Origin of the sequence: Streptomyces sp. NPDC052036 (assembly GCF_040680495.1) — a bacterium.
Lineage (GTDB): Bacteria > Actinomycetota > Actinomycetes > Streptomycetales > Streptomycetaceae > Streptomyces.
Window position 1 is genome coordinate 80,084 of record NZ_JBFAWW010000029.1, and the last position, 15,818, is coordinate 95,901.

Annotated in this window: 12 protein-coding genes; 4 read left to right on the plus strand and 8 right to left on the minus strand. The window is 71.2% G+C overall.

Going from position 1 to position 15,818, the window contains the following annotated elements:
* The first annotated feature begins 160 nt into the window (after positions 1–160).
* A complete protein-coding gene (locus AB0L95_RS30685; RefSeq protein WP_365167095.1) occupies positions 161–1,777 on the plus strand; it encodes an acyl-CoA synthetase in 1,617 nt (538 codons plus the stop codon).
* A gap of 103 nt (positions 1,778–1,880) precedes the next feature.
* On the opposite strand, the gene AB0L95_RS30690 is transcribed toward AB0L95_RS30685, so the two are convergent.
* The gene (locus AB0L95_RS30690; RefSeq protein ID WP_365167097.1) at positions 1,881–2,717 is read right to left on the minus strand and encodes an alpha/beta hydrolase; all 837 of its coding nucleotides are present in this window, start codon (positions 2,715–2,717) and stop codon (positions 1,881–1,883) included.
* Positions 2,718–2,909: 192 nt separating this feature from the next.
* Between AB0L95_RS30690 and paaK the strand changes: the two genes are divergently transcribed.
* Positions 2,910–4,205, plus strand: a complete 1,296-nt coding sequence (gene paaK, locus AB0L95_RS30695) for a phenylacetate--CoA ligase PaaK (protein WP_365167100.1) — start codon at positions 2,910–2,912, stop codon at positions 4,203–4,205.
* Between the two features lie 6 nt (positions 4,206–4,211).
* Here paaK and AB0L95_RS30700 read toward each other — a convergent pair whose 3' ends face one another.
* The 3 genes from AB0L95_RS30700 to AB0L95_RS30710 all read right to left on the minus strand — a co-directional run bounded on the left by AB0L95_RS30700 (position 4,212) and on the right by AB0L95_RS30710 (position 9,104).
* On the minus strand, positions 4,212–5,711 hold the full coding sequence (locus AB0L95_RS30700) for an acyl-CoA synthetase (RefSeq protein ID WP_365167103.1): 1,500 nt from the start codon (positions 5,709–5,711) through the stop codon (positions 4,212–4,214).
* An 82-nt stretch (positions 5,712–5,793) separates the two neighbouring features.
* Complete coding sequence (locus tag AB0L95_RS30705; protein WP_365167106.1) at positions 5,794–6,990, minus strand: MerR family transcriptional regulator; 1,197 nt, start codon at positions 6,988–6,990, stop codon at positions 5,794–5,796.
* Positions 6,991–7,985: 995 nt separating this feature from the next.
* Positions 7,986–9,104 carry an NAD(P)/FAD-dependent oxidoreductase gene (locus AB0L95_RS30710; protein WP_365167109.1) on the minus strand — a complete coding sequence of 373 codons (1,119 nt, stop codon included), beginning with the start codon at positions 9,102–9,104 and terminating at the stop codon, positions 7,986–7,988.
* Between the two features lie 53 nt (positions 9,105–9,157).
* Between AB0L95_RS30710 and AB0L95_RS30715 the strand changes: the two genes are divergently transcribed.
* Together AB0L95_RS30715 and AB0L95_RS30720 are read left to right on the plus strand one after the other, a co-directional pair.
* Positions 9,158–9,844 carry a TetR/AcrR family transcriptional regulator C-terminal domain-containing protein gene (locus tag AB0L95_RS30715; RefSeq protein ID WP_365167111.1) on the plus strand — a complete coding sequence of 229 codons (687 nt, stop codon included), beginning with the start codon at positions 9,158–9,160 and terminating at the stop codon, positions 9,842–9,844.
* A gap of 187 nt (positions 9,845–10,031) precedes the next feature.
* Positions 10,032–10,229, plus strand: coding sequence for a hypothetical protein (locus AB0L95_RS30720; protein WP_365167114.1), 198 nt, complete (start codon positions 10,032–10,034; stop codon positions 10,227–10,229).
* Positions 10,230–10,236: 7 nt separating this feature from the next.
* Here AB0L95_RS30720 and AB0L95_RS30725 read toward each other — a convergent pair whose 3' ends face one another.
* From AB0L95_RS30725 to AB0L95_RS30740, 4 genes are all read right to left on the minus strand, one after another.
* Positions 10,237–11,787: an acyl-CoA synthetase gene (locus tag AB0L95_RS30725; RefSeq protein WP_365167117.1), complete on the minus strand. Its 1,551-nt coding sequence runs from the start codon at positions 11,785–11,787 to the stop codon at positions 10,237–10,239.
* On the minus strand, positions 11,784–12,893 hold the full coding sequence (locus tag AB0L95_RS30730) for a nitronate monooxygenase (protein WP_365167121.1): 1,110 nt from the start codon (positions 12,891–12,893) through the stop codon (positions 11,784–11,786). The genes AB0L95_RS30725 and AB0L95_RS30730 overlap by 4 nt, the downstream gene beginning before the upstream one ends.
* A gap of 65 nt (positions 12,894–12,958) precedes the next feature.
* Positions 12,959–14,563, minus strand: coding sequence for an NAD(P)/FAD-dependent oxidoreductase (locus tag AB0L95_RS30735; RefSeq protein ID WP_365167124.1), 1,605 nt, complete (start codon positions 14,561–14,563; stop codon positions 12,959–12,961).
* 82 nt (positions 14,564–14,645) lie between these two features.
* Complete coding sequence (locus AB0L95_RS30740) at positions 14,646–15,554, minus strand: oxygenase MpaB family protein (RefSeq protein ID WP_365167126.1); 909 nt, start codon at positions 15,552–15,554, stop codon at positions 14,646–14,648.
* Positions 15,555–15,818 lie beyond the last annotated feature (264 nt).

Consider the following 15,818-nt stretch of genomic DNA (forward strand, 5'->3'; position numbering starts at 1 on the left):
ACAGGTTGCAGGAGGCGCGCGGTGAGGACAAGCCTTTTCTGACACTCAGTCAGATTTCTTGGCCACGGGCCTTCACAGGTGCGTCCGCCTTTGCTCTGATGACCGGCGAACCGACGGACGCGACCTACCTCGCCGAGCGTCGCCGGGGACAGGAGGAGCGGTGGAGTACAACCTTGCCGACCTGTTCGAGTCGGTCGTCGACGTGGTCCCGCACCGTGAGGCGCTCCTCTACGTCGACCACCCGGGCACGGGAGCGGAGCGCCGGCTCACCTACGCGGACCTGGACGCGGCGGCCAACCGTATCGGGCACCATCTGCTCGACGCCGGGATACGGCCCGGGGAGCACCTCGGGCTGCATCTGTACAACGGGGTGGAGTACCTGCAGACGGTGCTGGGCTGCCTGAAGGCGCGCATCGTGCCAGTCAATGTCAACTACCGCTATGTGGAAGAGGAGTTGGTCTATCTCTACCGGGACGCCGACCTGGTGGCGCTGGCCTTCGACGCGGAGTTCACCGACCGGGTGGCGGCGGCACTGCCCCAGGTCCCGGGGCTGCGGCGGATACTGCGGGTGGGGGCCGCGGCGCCGGGTGCCGCCCCGCTGTCCGCCCTGGAGTTCACCGAGGCCGAGGCAGCCGGATCGCCGGAGCGCGGGTTCCCGCCCCGATCGGGAGACGACCAGTTCATCATCTACACCGGCGGCACGACCGGGATGCCGAAGGGGGTGATGTGGCGGCAGGAGGACCTGTTCTTCTCCGGGCTCGGCGGCGGTGCTCCGACCGGGGAGCCGGTGCGGAGACCGGCGGAGCTGGCCGAGCGGGTCAAGGCCGGCGGGGAGGGCATCACCTTCTTCCCGACTCCCCCGCTGATGCACGGCACCTCCACGCTCACGGCGTTCATCGGTTTCAACTTCGGCCAGCGGGTCGTGCTGCACCGCAAGTTCGTCCCGGTGGAGGTCCTGCGGACCGTGGAGAGGGAGAGGGTCAGCAGTATCTCGCTGGTGGGGGACGCGATGCTGCGGCCGCTGATCGACGCGCTGAGCGGGCCCATGAAGGGGACGGACTGCTCGTCGCTGTTCAGTGTGTCGTCATCCGGGGCGATCATGTCGGACACCGTGCGCGCGCGGTTCCAGGAACTCGTGCCGAACGCGCTCCTGCTCAACAACTTCGGATCCTCGGAGTCGGGCTTCAACGGCACCGCGACCGGCGACTCGGGCCCGGAGAGGGGCTTCAGGGTCCGGGTCAACTCCCGTACGCGGGTGGTGGATCCGGTCACCCGGGAACCGGTCGCGGCGGGACAGCCGGGCCGTATCGCCCAGCGGGGACATGTGCCCCTCGGCTACTACAACGACCCGGCGAAGACCGCGGAGACGTTCTTCCGGAAGGACGGCGAGCGGTGGGTGCTGCTCGGCGACATGGCGACGGTCGACGACGAGGGCGTCGTCACGGTCCTCGGGCGCGGCTCGCAGTGCATCAACACCGGCGGCGAGAAGGTGTATCCGGAGGAGGTCGAACAGACCCTCAAGGCGCATCCGGACGTCTACGACGCACTGGTCGCGGGGGTGCCGGACGCGACCTGGGGCAACCGTGTGGCGGCGGTGGTGCAACTGCGCGAGGGGGCGCCGCGGCTGTCCCTGGAGGACGTCCAGGCCCACTGCCGGTCACGTCTGGCGGGCTACAAGGTCCCCCGTCAGCTGGTGCTCACCGACACCGTCCGCCGTTCGCCCAGCGGGAAGGCGGACTACCGCTGGGCCAGGGAGGTGGCGGCGGAGGCCGGCTGAGCCCCCGCGGCCGGGCTCCGGCGGCAGCGGCGCCCGGCCGCCTCCGCGGGATTCGCGCCTGTCATCCGTCACGCGTCACCCGTCACCCGTCACGCGTCACGCGTCATCGGCTGAAGAAGTCGCCGACCCGGGCGGTGAACCGCTCCGGATCGTCCAGCCACGGGTAGTGGCCCCCGGCGGGCTGGACGAAGAACTCGGCGTTCGGGACGAAGCCGGCCACCCGGCGGGCCAGTTCGGGCGTGGGACCGCCGTCGACCTCGCCCGCGTACACGAGGACCGGCGCGGTCAGACCGGCGAGTGCCGCTCCGGTCGCGGGCGGATCGTAGGCGCCCTCGGAGTGGTAGACGTCGGCCGCCGCCTCGTTGGTCTGCTCCACGTCGGCTGCCGCGTGGGCCTGGGCCACCGCGTCCCAGCGCCCGTAGAAGAACGGCACGAAGGCGGGGTCGTACTCGCCCTCTGCTGCCAGCCAGGCCCGGAACGCCGGGAAAGCGTCCTCGAACCAGGGCTCGTCCTTGCGCAGCCGGGCCGCCGCGAGCCGCTGCTCGGGGGTGGCGCGCATCCCCAGGGCCCACGGGATCGCGGTGATCAGGGCCAGTCGGGAGACGCGCTCGGGGTACCGCGCCGCGTAGCGCAGAGCGAGGCTCCCGCCCGCCGAGTGCGCGAGGATGTCGATGCGCTCCAGCCCGAGATGCGTGCGGAGCGCCTCCACGTCGTCGACGAGCCGGTCGCACCGGTACGTCCCGGGATCCGCCGGCGTCGCGGAGTCACCGGTCCCGCGCAGATCGAGCAGCACCAGCCGGCGCCGGGCGGCGAGTCCGCCGAGGTCCCCGAAATAGGCGGACGCCCGCATGGGCCCACCGGGCAGCACGACGAGCGGCTCGCCCTGTCCGCGCAGGTGGTACGTGAGTCTGGTCCCGTCGTACGCATCGAAGGTCGACATGTACCGATCATGGTGGCGGGCGAGCCCGGGGGCAATGCGGTTCCGGAGTATGTTTCCCGACACGGACGTGCCGCCGGAAAGTTCCAACCGGCCCCTTGCCTTCGGGCCGACGAGCTGGATTACTGATCCCCACAAGATCCGACCGAATGATCGGTCGCCCGGAATGGTGTGATTGGCGAGGGAGACGCCCTCATGGCGAACGCGCACGACCTGCTGGACGCGGGGGAACGGCTCGATCCGGAAGCGCTGCGGGACCTGCAGCTGGAGCGGTTGCGGGCCTCGCTGCGGCACGCGTACGCGCACGTCCCCTTCTACCGGGACGCCTTCGACAAGGCAGGCGTCCACCCGGACGACTGCCGGACGCTCGCCGATCTCGCCCGGTTCCCGTTCACCGCGAAGACCGACCTGCGGGAGAACTACCCGTACGGGATGTTCGCCGTGCCCCGCGAACGGATCCGGCGGCTCCACGCCTCCAGCGGCACCACCGGGCACCCCACCGTCGTCGGGTACACCGACGGCGACCTCTCGCTGTGGGCGGACATGGTGGCCCGGTCGATCCGCGCGGCGGGCGGACGCCCCGGCGACACGGTGCACGTGGCGTACGGCTACGGCCTGTTCACCGGCGGCCTCGGCGCCCACTACGGCGCCGAACGTCTCGGCTGTACGGTGATCCCCGCGTCCGGCGGCATGACGGCGCGCCAGGTACAGCTGATCCAGGATCTGAGGCCGGGCGTCATCATGGTGACCCCGTCGTACATGCTGACCCTCCTCGACGAGTTCGAGCGCCAGGGCGTCGACCCGCGCACCACCTCCCTACGGGTCGGGATCTTCGGCGCCGAGCCATGGACCGAGGAGATGCGGCGCGAGATCGAGGAGCGGTTCGCGATCGACGCCGTAGACATCTACGGGCTGTCGGAGGTGATCGGACCTGGCGTGGCGCAGGAGTGCGTCGAGACCAAGGACGGCCTGCATGTGTGGGAGGACCACTTCTACCCCGAGATCGTCGACCCCCTCACCGGCGAGGTGCTGCCCGACGGCGAGGAGGGCGAGCTGGTGTTCACCTCCCTCACCAAGGAGGCCATGCCCGTCATCCGCTATCGGACCCGGGACCTGACGCGCCTGCTGCCCGGCACGGCCCGGCCCTTCCGCCGCATGGAGAAGATCACCGGCCGCAGCGATGACATGGTCATCCTGCGCGGGGTCAACCTCTTCCCCACCCAGATCGAGGAGATCGTGCTGCGCACCCCCGGGGTGGCGCCGCACTTCCAGCTCCGGCTCACCCGCGAGGGGCGGCTCGACGCGCTGACGGTGCGGGCCGAGGCCCGGGCCGGTGCCACCCCCGAACAGCGCGACGCGGCGGCGCTCGCCATCGCCACGGCCGTGAAGGACGGGATCGGCGTCTCGGTCGGCGTGGAGATCGTCGAGCCGGAGTCGCTGGAGCGGTCGGTGGGCAAGATCCGGCGGATCGTGGATCTGCGGCGGCGCTGATCCCTCTCAGGCGCGTGCGAAGCGGTCCCGCAGCACCCGCTTGAGGATCTTCCCGCTCGCGTTGCGGGGCAGCTCGTCCACGAACAGCACCCGCTTGGGGGCCTTGAAGGAGGCGAGCTGCTCGCGCACATGCGCGAGGAGTTCGCTCTCGGTCACCTCGCCGCGCGGCACGACGACCGCGGTGACGGCCTCGATCCACCGCTCGTCGGGCAGGCCGATCACCGCGACCTCGGCGACCCGCTCATGGGTGTACAGCGCGTCCTCGACCTGCCGCGAGGCGATCAGCACGCCACCGGAGTTGATGATGTCCTTGACCCGGTCGACGATCGTGAAGTAGCCGTCGGCGTCCCGCACCGCGAGATCGCCGGAGTGGAACCAGCCGTCACGGAAGGCCTCGCTGGTCTCCTCGGGCTTGTCCCAGTACCCCTCGCACAACTGCGGTGACCGGTAGACGATCTCGCCCCGCTCCCCGTCGGGCACGTCCTTGCCGGACTCGTCGACGAGCTTCGCCTCCACGAACAGCACGGGGCGCCCGCAGGAGTCCATCCGCCCCTTGTGCTCATGGGGCGCGAGGACCATGGCCAGCGGGCCGATCTCGCTCTGCCCGAAGCAGTTGTAGAACGCGAGCTTCGGCAGCCGCTCCCGAAGCCGCTCCAGGACGGGTACGGGCATGATCGAGGCGCCGTAGTACGCCTTGCGCAGCCCGCTCAGGTCGCGCGTGGCGAAGTCGCGGCGGCCCGCGAGACCGATCCACACGGTGGGCGGCGCGAACAGGCTGTCCGCGTGGCCCGTCTCGATCAGGTCGAAGAGCCGGTCGCCGTCGGGCGCGTCCAGGATGATGTTCGTCGCCCCGACGGCGAGAGAGGGCAGCAGGAAGACGTGCATCTGCGCCGAGTGGTAGAGCGGCAGCGCGTGCACGGGCCGGTCGCCCGCGCTCAGGTCGAGTGCGGTGATCGCGCTGAGGTACTCGTGCACCAGTGCCCGGTGCGTCATCATCGCGCCCTTGGGGAGCGCGGTCGTGCCGGACGTGTAGAGCAGCTGCACCAGGTCCTCGCCGCGCGGTTCCTCGCCGTCGTACGGCTCGGTCTCCGCGAGGCGGTCGAGCAGGGAGTCGTCCGCGTCCCGCAGCGGCTGCACGCGCACGCCTTCGGGAAGGTTTCCGGCGAGGCCGGGATCGGCGAGGACGAGGGCGCAGCCGGACTGCTCGACGAGGTGGGCGAGGTCGTCGCCGGTGAGGTTCTGGTTCACCGGCACATGCACCAGTCCGGCGCGGGCACAGGCCAGGAAGCCGATCAGGTACGCGTCGGAGTTGTGACCGTAGGCGCCGACCCGGTCCCCGGGGGCGAGTCCGCTCTCGCGCAGGACCCGGGCGGCCCGGGAGACGGCGTCGTCGAGTTCGGCGTAGGTCCACGACCGGTCGTCGTAGCGGATCGCGACCCGCTCGGGGGTCCGCCGGGCGCTGCGCCGCAGTGTGCCGTCGACCGTGACGCTTCGTCCCGCCGTCATGTACCGCCCCTTCGTCCTGACTTGCTGCTGCCGCGATCCTCGTGGCGGCACGCGACGCGGGTCAAGCCTGTCGTCGGGGGCGTCAGGGGGCGTCATGGGCGAGCCCGAGGTACCGCAGATAGGCATGCAGGGCCGCGGACGCCTGCAACCGGTGGAGGCTGCGGCGGTAAAGGTCCCGTTCGCGGTGGGTCAGTTCTTCGAGGACGCGGTCGGGGCTGCCGCTCGTGCGCAGTTCCTCCAGGACCGCGTCGATGGTGTCGAGCGGGTGGTGGGCCCGGCGCAGCAGCGCGACGATGTGTGCGGCGATCTGCTCGGAGCGGGGGTAGAGGCGGTATCCGGTGGAGGGCTCCCGCTCCGGTCGCAGCAGACCGCGGCTCTCCCAGAGCCTGAGTACCGGTGGTTTGACGCCCACGGCGCGGGCGACCTGGCCGATACGCAGCCGGCGGTGCCCGGTGCCCGGGTGGATGGTGTGGTCCGTCACGACGGACTTCAGGGCGTCGCGGACCGCCGCCAGTTCGCCGCGCTCCCGGTGCAGCAGGGCATGGCTCGCGTCCAGCGCGGCCAGTGCGGTCTCCAGGTCTGCGGTGTGTACGGCACTCAGGACGAGACGGGTGGTCCCCCAGCCGTGGCCCGCGGCCAACTGCCTTGCGGTGGCGAGGGCTTCGGCGTGTACGTCGGTGAAGACGCGGTAGCCGCTCGGGGTGCGTTCGACCGGAGGCAGCACCCCTGTCTCCACATAGCTGCGGACCTGCTGGACCGAGATCCCTGCCGCTCGCGCCAGATCACTGACGCGCAGCCGGTTCCCCATGCCCCTCCCCCGCTGTCGGCTGTCGAACGCACTCGTGGAGTGTTCCTCTGCGAGCAGGAGCAATATGTCGTGGCGGGTTCGCCCGAGCACCCCGGCCAGCGCGTCGTCCGTGCCGCCGGCCCCGGTCGGCGGGAGCGGCAGACCGGGACCGGCGGAGTAGGTCAGGAACAGGGGGCTGTCGGGTCGGTGGGAGATGAGGGGATGGCCGGTCCAGTGGAAGGTGGGCATGAGGACCACGCCGTGTCCGCGCAGTGTGATGTCCCGCTCGCCGGGCGCCTTGAGTTCCCAGCCGCCCTCGTGAAGCCGGGTGCCGGGGACGAGCTGGGCCGGGGCGGCGCCGATGCCGCGCTCGGCCACGGTCAGCGCATGGCGGGTGAACTCCGCGTGATGCAGGTCGCACCAGGGACCACACGGGTCGCACGACCGTCTCGAACGCCGGGTGCTGGGCGCGGAGGAGGGGCTGCCACGCATCGGCGTCGCCTCGGTGCAGATCGCGGATCCACAGCGGAGCCAGGGACGTGCGCTTGGCATACACCCGCTCGATTTCGGAGCGGACCAGGTCCGGGCTTGAAGCTCGGACGCTCTCCAATCCGTCCTTCAGGGTGTCGCTGAACTCGTCGATGAAGCAGGGGGCCTCCGCCGCAGGGGCCAGATCCGCCAGCGGCAGAACGGTGACCGGCAGGGAATGAAGCAGCCGTCGTCTCCAGCGGCCGAAGAGCAACTCGTCGTGGGGGTGGCACATCATCATCAGTGCAGCGTTCAGCTCTTGCAGCGGGGCCGGACGGGGCGCGAACCGGACCCGGGCCAAGTTGGCGGCCGTCAAGTGAATCCGAATCACTGCTCTCCCCAGCGGTGCTTCGCCATCGTTTCGGACTGGGCCTGAACCATCGCCCGCACGCCCCTTGGACGTCAGCATTCGGGGCACGCCCCCGTCATTCACTCAAGCGCCACCGGAAGGCGCAAGGGCGTCGATCACGAGGCATAGGGCAGAGCCATGATTCCAAGGTGGACCGTCACCAAGTCAGCCGTGCTGGCAACTGCGCTGCTGCTCGCGGGCGGTGGTGGCATCGCTCCGGCCTCGGCCGTGAACGGCCGGACCCTGCGGTTGCCGGCGCCGACCGGCCCGCACCGGACCGGTGTCGCCACGCTGTATCTGGTCGACCGGTCCAGGCGCGACCCGTGGGACCCCGTGATCCCCGTTCGGGAAGTGATGGTCACCGTGTTCTACCCGGCCCGCACCGTCCACGGCTTTTCGGTCGCACCGCAGATGACCAGGGGCGCGGCGAAATCGTTTCCTGGCCCTGGCCGTCGGCAACGGCGCCCGCGCCGCGGAACCGCTGGGCGTGCGCGGGGTCGATCTCGACCGGGGTGACCAGTTCGTGCGGGTCGCGCGCAAGGGCACGCTCGCCGAGCAGCGGCTGCCGGCCAGCCCGGAGGCGTTCATCTGGATTCGCCGCACTTGGCAGTCAGGATGGCTGGACTTGGTCGAAGAGGGCGAGGGCTTCGGCGGGGTCCGGGCTCACGAGGCGTTCCAGACCGGCCGTCGTGATCTTCGCCCATCTGCCGGCCCGTGCCCACATCTGTTCCTCGAAGGCGCGGACGGCCTCGTCCAGATCTCCAGGGCCGGTGGCGATGGACTCGGCGAGTTCGGCGCCCTCCAGCATCGCGAGGTTCGCGCCCGCCCCCAGCGGGGGCATCAGATGGGCGGCGTCGCCCAGGAGCGTCACCCCGGAGACGTGGGTCCAGGTGTGGGACACGGGCAGGACGTAGAAGGGGCGGTGGACGAAAGCGGTGCCGTTGCGGAGGAGGTCGAGGACGGGAGCGGCCCAGCCGTCGAACAGAGCCAGCAGGCTCGATCGCACGGCCTCGACGTCGCCCAGGTCCAGGTTCGTGTGCCAGTCCAGCGGCGCGCGGAATTTGGTGTACACCTTCACGTGGCCGCCGCTGTTGCGCTGGGCGACGAGGCTTCGGTTCACGCCGTACACAGCCATGGAACCGTCGCCGATCAACCGGGCGAGGTCAGGGTGGCGGCTGTCGACGTCGTCGAGGGAGGTCTCGATCGAGGTGACGCCGGTGTAGTGCGGCGTCACCGACGAGAGGGCCGGGCGGACCCGGGACCAGGCGCCGTCCGCGCCGACCACGAGGTCGAACGTCTCCTGTCGCCCGTCCGCGAAATGGACCCGTACGCCATCCCGGGTCCCCGGCGCCACCTGCGTCACGCCCCGGCCCCACTGGACCGCGAGAGGGCCGAGCAGCAGGTCACGGAGGTGCCCGCGGTCGATCTCGGGATTGGCCCGGTCATCAGGACGGGGCCGCCAGTCGCGCAGGACGGTCCCGTCCGCGTCCAGGATGCGCATGGCCTGCCCCTCGGAACGAGACAGCGCCTGGAACTCCGCCAGCAGCCCCGCCTTGTCCAGCGCGAGCTGGCCCAACCCTTCGTGCAGGTCCAGCGTGCCGCCCGGGGGGCGGGCGTCGGGGGCGGGATCGCGTTCGAGGACGGCGACGGGGTGGCCATGGCGGTGCAGGACGCGGGCGAAGGTAAGGCCGGCGGGGCCGCTCCCGACCACGGCGATACGATGTCTCATGGCGATACACTGTATTTCTCCATTGCGCTGCATCGCAACAGAACGGTGTGACCATGACTGTGTGGGACCGGCCGGAGCCGCCGACTCGCCCCGTGCCGCTCGACCGGGAGCGGATCGTCGCCGCCGCCATCGCGCTGGCCGACGAGGGCGGGCTGGAGGCGGTGTCGTTGCGCAAGGTCGCCGCCCGGCTGAACGCCGGCCCCATGCGGCTGTACGGATACATCTCCACCAAGCAGGAGCTGTTCGACCTCATGGTGGACGAGGTCCACGCCGAGATTCTCCCCGAGGAGCAGCCCGGTGACTGGCGGGAGGCGCTGCGGATCCTCGCCCATCGCACCAGGCAGGCCGCTCTCCGTCACGAATGGCTGGCCGACCTGCTCGGCGGCCGCCCGACCCTGGGCCCGAACGGTCTCGCCGTGACCGAGGCCACGCTGGCCGCCCTCGACGGCCTCGCCGACGTCGACACCGTCATGCGCGCTGTGGAGACCGTCAGCGCCTACTTCACCGGTGCGATCAGGCGCGAGATCGCGAACCTGCGGGCCGAGCGCGCCACGGGCCTGTCCAAGCGCGACTGGCAGCGTGCCTCCGGCCCGCATGTGACGAGGATGTTGGCCACGGGCCGCTTCCCGGCGCTGGCCAGGGCCGTGTACGACGGCACGGACGTGGACGCCGAGGCATCCTTCGCGACCGGCCTGGACTGGGTCCTCGATGCCGTGGCCGCCAAACTCACCCGGCCTTGACCGTTTCCTTGGTCCGGAAAAGGACCCGGCGCCTCACCCTCGGTTGAGACTTTTCCGGCATTCAGCGGAGACGACCTGCGGTGAGGGACGTCGAAGTCCCTTGTAGCACTTGAATGAAACAATTGATACCGCGGATCGCGCCCGGACGGGCCGGGCCGAACACGTTCATGAGGGGAAGGCGGGGCACATGAGGTTTCAGCTCGACGTCGACATGGCTGACGGGTGGTCCACGGAGGAAGCCGTACGGGAATTGGGGCGCATCCTGCGGTACTGGGGCGGCAACCTCGGCCACTACGCCCTGAAGCCCGGCGACGGCGCGGCCGTCCACGACTCGGACTACCGGGAGGTCGGTCAGTGGCGCATCGTCGCCGCCCCGGAGGCCTGACCCCGGCTCACAACGGGCGGGCGCGGTCCTCCCAGTAGGGTGCGCGCAGCCGGCGCTTGTACAGCTTGCCGTTGGGGTCGCGGGGCATCGACTCGATGAAGTCGACACTCTTGGGCCGCTTGTAGCCGGCGAGTCGCCGGGCGCAGTGGTCGAGCAGGTCCGCGGCGAGGGCGGGGCCCGGCTGACGGCCGGGAGCGGGTTCGACGACCGCCTTCACCTCCTCGCCCCAGTCGTCGTGCGGGATCCCGAAGGCGGCGGCGTCGGCCACCGCGGGGTGTCCCAGCAGGGCGGCCTCGATCTCGGCCGGATAGATGTTGACCCCGCCGGAGATGATCAGGTCGATCTTGCGGTCGCGCAGGAAGAGATAGCCGTCCTCGTCGAGACAGCCGAGGTCGCCGACGGTGAAGAAGTCGCCGATCCGGTTCTTCCTCGTCTTGGTCTCGTCCTTGTGGTACGAGAACCCGCCGGTGCTCATCTTCATGTAGACGGTGCCGAGTTCACCGGGAGGCAGCCGGTTCCCGTCGTCGTCGAAGATCGCCAGTTCGCTGATGGGCCACGCCTTGCCGACGGTGCCCGGCTTCTTGAGCCAGTCCTCGGCGGTCGCGAAGGCGCCGCCGCCCTCGCTCGCCGCGTAGTACTCCTCGACGCAGTCGCCCCACCACTCGATCATCGCCCGCTTCACATGGTCGGGGCAGGGCGCGGCGCCGTGGATGGCGTGCCGCATGGAGGAGACGTCGTAGCGCTCCTTCACCGCGTCGGGGAGGGCGAGAAGGCGGTGGAACTGGGTCGGCACCATATGCGTGTGTGTGCACGCGTGGGTGTCGATGAGACGGAGCATCTCCTGAGGCGTCCACCGGTCCATCACCACCAGCCGGTGCCCGAGGTGCAGGGACGCGCCCGCGAACTGGAGTACGGCCGTGTGGTAGAGCGGCGAGCAGACGAGGTGGACGTTGTCGTCGTAGGGCCTGATGCCGAAGATGCCGAGGAAGCCTCCGAGGTAGGCCTCCTCGGGGGGTTTGCCGGGCAGCGGCCGGCGGATGCCGCGCGGGCGGCCCGTGGTGCCCGAGGTGTAGTTCATGACCCAGCCGAGGGTGCGTCCCTCGGGCGCCGAGTCGGGCTGTCCGGCGAGGAGTTCGGCGTACGGCCGGAAGCCTTCCGCCTCGCCGACCGCGTACCGGCGGCCGGCCGGCAGCTCCGCCTGGTCGGCGGCACGGCGGGCCGCGTCGGCGAACCGTTCGTGTGCGATCAGCACCTTGGCGCCGGAGTCGGCGACGATCCAGGCGATCTCGGGCCCGACGAGGTGGTGGTTGACGGGCACCAGATAGAGCCCGGCCTCGGTGGCGGCCAGATAGGCGGTGAGGAACTCGACACTGTTGGGCAGCACGATGGCGAAGGAGTCGCCGCGTTCGAGTCCCGCGGCGCGCAGTCCGTGCACCAGCTGGTGAGCCGAGGCCAGCAGCCGCCAGGCGGTCCACTCCTCCCCGTCGGGGGCGACGAGAACGACACGCTCGGGGTCCGCCGCTGCCTGGGCCCAGAAACCGGGGGCGGTCTGGCTCATTGCTGGCTCCTTCCGGCGATCCGGTTGATACGGTCGACGGCCCGCTCGAATCCGCGGGTGAGGTCGTCGACGACGGCCTGGACGCTGCGTTCGCCGGTCATCCGGCCGACGATCTGACCGACCGGCGTGCCGAGCAGGGGCTCCACCCCGTACTTCTGGATGCGAGTGACCGCCTCGGCCACGAGCAGTCCCTGCAACGGCATGGGCAGGGCGCCGGGCCCGTCGGGGGCGTCCCAGGCGTCGGTCCACGCGGTACGCAGCTGCCGGGCCGGTTTTCCGGTCAGCGCCCGTGAGCGGACCGTGTCGCCTGAACCCGCGGCGAGGAGCTTGCGGACGAGGACGGGCGAGGGGAGTTCGGCCTCCGTGGTGGTCAGCCAGACCGACCCCAGCCAGACCCCCTGCGCGCCGAGCGCGAGCGCGGCGGCCGCCTGTTCTCCGCTGCCGATACCGCCCGCCGCCAGGACCGGCAGCGGGTCGACCGCCTCGACGACCTCGGGAGTGAGCACCATCGTGGCGATCTCTCCGGTGTGGCCGCCCGCCTCGTATCCCTGGGCGACGACGATGTCGATGCCGCAGTCCCGGTGCTTGCGGGCGTGCCGGGCACTGCCGGCGAGGGCGGCGACCAGGACCCCCTTGTCGTGGGCGCGGGCGACGACGTCGGCGGGCGGGGAACCGAGGGCGTTGGCGAGCAGCTTGATCGGGTAGTCGAAGGCGACATCGAGCTGGGTGCGGGCCACTTGCTCCATCCAGCCGGTGATCCGCCACCCGGAGGCCTCGCCCTCGGTGAGTTCCGGCACCCCGTACGCGGCGAGGGTGTTCTTGACGAACTGGCGGTGCCCTTCCGGGATCATCGCCTCGACGTCGGCCTCCGTGACACCTTCGACCTTCTTCGCGGGCATGACCACGTCGAGGCCGTAGGGCCGGCCGTCCACGTGGGCCTCGATCCAGTCGAGGTCGCGCTTCAGTTCGTCGGGGGCGGTGTAGCGGACCGCGCCGAGCACTCCGAAGCCGCCCGCCCTGCTGACGGCGGCGGCGACTGCGGGGAACGGCGTGAAGCCGAAGAGGGCGTGTTCCACGCCGAGTTGCTTGCTCAGCTCCGTCTGCATGGGCGCAGGATGCCGCAGCCACCGGAAGGAGGGAAGACTGTTTCTGATACTCCGTCAGATCTCTGTCAGATCTGCCCCCGTGCGCCGCCCCCGAGGTCTTCGAGGACCGCCATCGCCGCGTTGTGCCCCGGCACCCCGCTCACCCCGCCGCCGCGCACCGCGCCCGCGCCGCACAGCAGGACGTTGGCATGGCGGGTCTCCACGCCCCAGCGTCCCGTGCCCTCCTGGGCGTACGGCCAGGCCAGCTCGCGGTGGAAGATGTTGCCGCCGGGCAGCCGCAGATCCCGTTCCAGGTCGAGCGGCGTCCTCGCCTCGATGCAGGGGCGTCCGTCCGCGTCCCTGGCCAGACAGTCCTCCAGGGGCTCGGCAAGCTGGGCGTCCAGTTGGGCGAGCGTCGACTTCAGCAACTCCTCCCGCACACCGTCGTTGTCGCGCTCGAAGAGCCGCGCGGGGGTGTGCAGACCGAAGAGAGTGAGGGTCTGGTAGCCCCGCTCGACGAGCTCGGGGCCGAGGATGGTCGGGTCGGTGAGCGAGTGGCAGTAGATCTCCGAGGGCGGCGCGGCGGGCAGCGCGCCCGCGGCCGCCTGGGCGTGCGCGGTGGCCAACTGCTCGTATCCCTCGGCGATATGGAAGGTCCCCGAGAAGGCCTCGCGCGGATCGACCTCCGGGTCGCGCAGCGCGGGCAGTCGCTTGAGCAGCATGTTCACCTTGAGCTGGGCACCCTCGGCCGGGGCGGGCGGAGTGTCGCCGGTGAGCCGGGCCAACTCCTGCGGCGACGCGTTCACCAGGACGTGCCGGGCAAAGACCGTGCCGTCGCCGTCCGCGGTGCGGAACGCGACCTCCGCGGTGCGCCCGTCGCTCTCGATGCCGACCACCTCGTGCCCGGTGGCGATCACCACGCCGGCGGCCCGCGCGGTCGCGGCCAGCGCGTCGGTCAGCGCGCCCATGCCGCCGACCGGGACGTCCCAGGCGCCCGTACCGCCGCCGATCACGTGGTAGACGAAGCAACGGTTCTGCCGCAGCGAGGGCTCGTGGGCGTCGGCGAAGGTGCCGATGAGCGCGTCGGTCAGCACGACCCCGCGGACCAGGTCGTCGGCGAAGTACCGCTCCACGGCGGCGCCGATCGGTTCCTCGAACAGCACCCGCCACGCCTCCTCGTCGTCGATACGACGGCGCAGTTCGTCCCGGGTGGGCAGCGGCTCGGTGAGCGTGGGGAACACCCGCTCGGCAACCTGTCCGGTCATCCCGTAGAAGCGCTGCCAGGCCTCGTACTCACGGTCGGATCCGGTCAGCCGGGCGAACGCCTCCCGGGTGCGCCGGTCTCCGCCGCCGACGAGAAGGCCGGTGGGGCGCCCGCCGCGTTCGACGGGGGTGTACGAGGACACGGTGCGCCCGCGCACCCGGAAGTCCAGGTCCAGATCCCGGACGATCTTCCGCGGCAACAGGCTGACCAGGTACGAGTAGCGCGACAGCCGGGCGTCGACCCCGGCGAACGGCCGGGTGGACACGGCGGCGCCCCCGGTGTGGTCCAGCCGTTCGAGCACCAGCACGGAACGTCCGGCCCGGGCCAGATAGGCGGCGGCGACCAGCCCGTTGTGGCCCCCGCCGACGATCACGGCGTCGTATCCCTCGTGGCCCTCGTGGCCGTGGCTTCGCTCGTGTACAGGCATGCCCCTTCGTAGCACGCCATGATCCGGCCCGGCCAGAGCCGGGCCGTGCAGAGGCGGCCGGGCACCCGGTCCGCGCGCTTTGTCACTCGTCCACCGGCGGCGCGGTCGTACGGCGCTGCGCGGCGGCAAGGATCTCGGACGGACCGCGCGCCCACTCGAGCGTGCGGCCGACCAGTGTGGCCGTCGGCCGATCCCAGCAGCGGCGGACCGCCGCCGGACGGTGCATACGGAGTTCGGCCTGTGCCCAGTCGGGAAGGAGCCCGACGGAGGCGTTCATCAGCACGCCCACGACCAGCCGCTCCCGTCCCGTACGGCCGAAGCCGCGCAGAAACCGCACGGAGTCCAGCGCGGCCGGTGTGGCACACAGTCGGGGGCGTATCCGGGCCAGGTAGCGCTCGACCTCCCGTACGCTGCCGGGCACCTTCTCCGCGCCCAGCGCCTCGGCGACCGGGACGACCTGACGGTAGTACGCGTCGCACTCGTCGGGTGTGAGCCGGGCCGGCCGTGGTGCGTACGTCTGGTAGCCGGCCAGGAAGCTGCTCACCTCCGCGGTGTGCACCCAGGTCAGCAGCTCGGGGTCGTCCGCGCGGTACGGCCGGCCGTCCGGGGCGGTGCCGTTCACCCGGGTGTGGATCCGGCGGACCAGGGCGATGGCCTCGTGCGCGGCCGACACGGACCCGAAGGTCGTCGTCGTGACGAACCGCGCGGTGCCGATGAGCCGGCCGACCGGGTCGGACCGGAAATCCGAGTACTGCTGGACCCCGGCCATGGCCAGAGGGTGCAGTGACTGGAGCATCAGCGCGGCGAACCCGCCGGTCAGCATGCCGGTCGGATGTCCGTGCACCCGCCAGGCCGGATCGCCCGGGGTGATCCCGAGCAGCCCGGGATCACCGGCCGGACCCTCGTACCGTTCCAGTTTGAGGTCCCCGCCGTGCACGGTCGCCTTGAGCTCGTCCGAGATCCGGGCCCGCACTCCCACCAGCACCTCCACGATCCCCTGCGCACTGCCCCCGCGTCGCCATTCTCGCGCTTCGTCAAGGTCACCGGCAGGGGCGGGACACGCCCCGCGGAACCGAGCACGACGAGCGCGCCTCCGGCCACGGCCGCCCGCTGAACGTTGCCGGACACAGCGGTGCCGGGGCGGACGAGGGCGTGTTTCGAAAGTAGCGTCGTCCGCCCGAAGGGCGGGGGCCGCGGCGTCTGGTGCGGTGCATCGAAAGGCGGAGGGGCGTCCGCGTACTGGGCGTACGCGGAC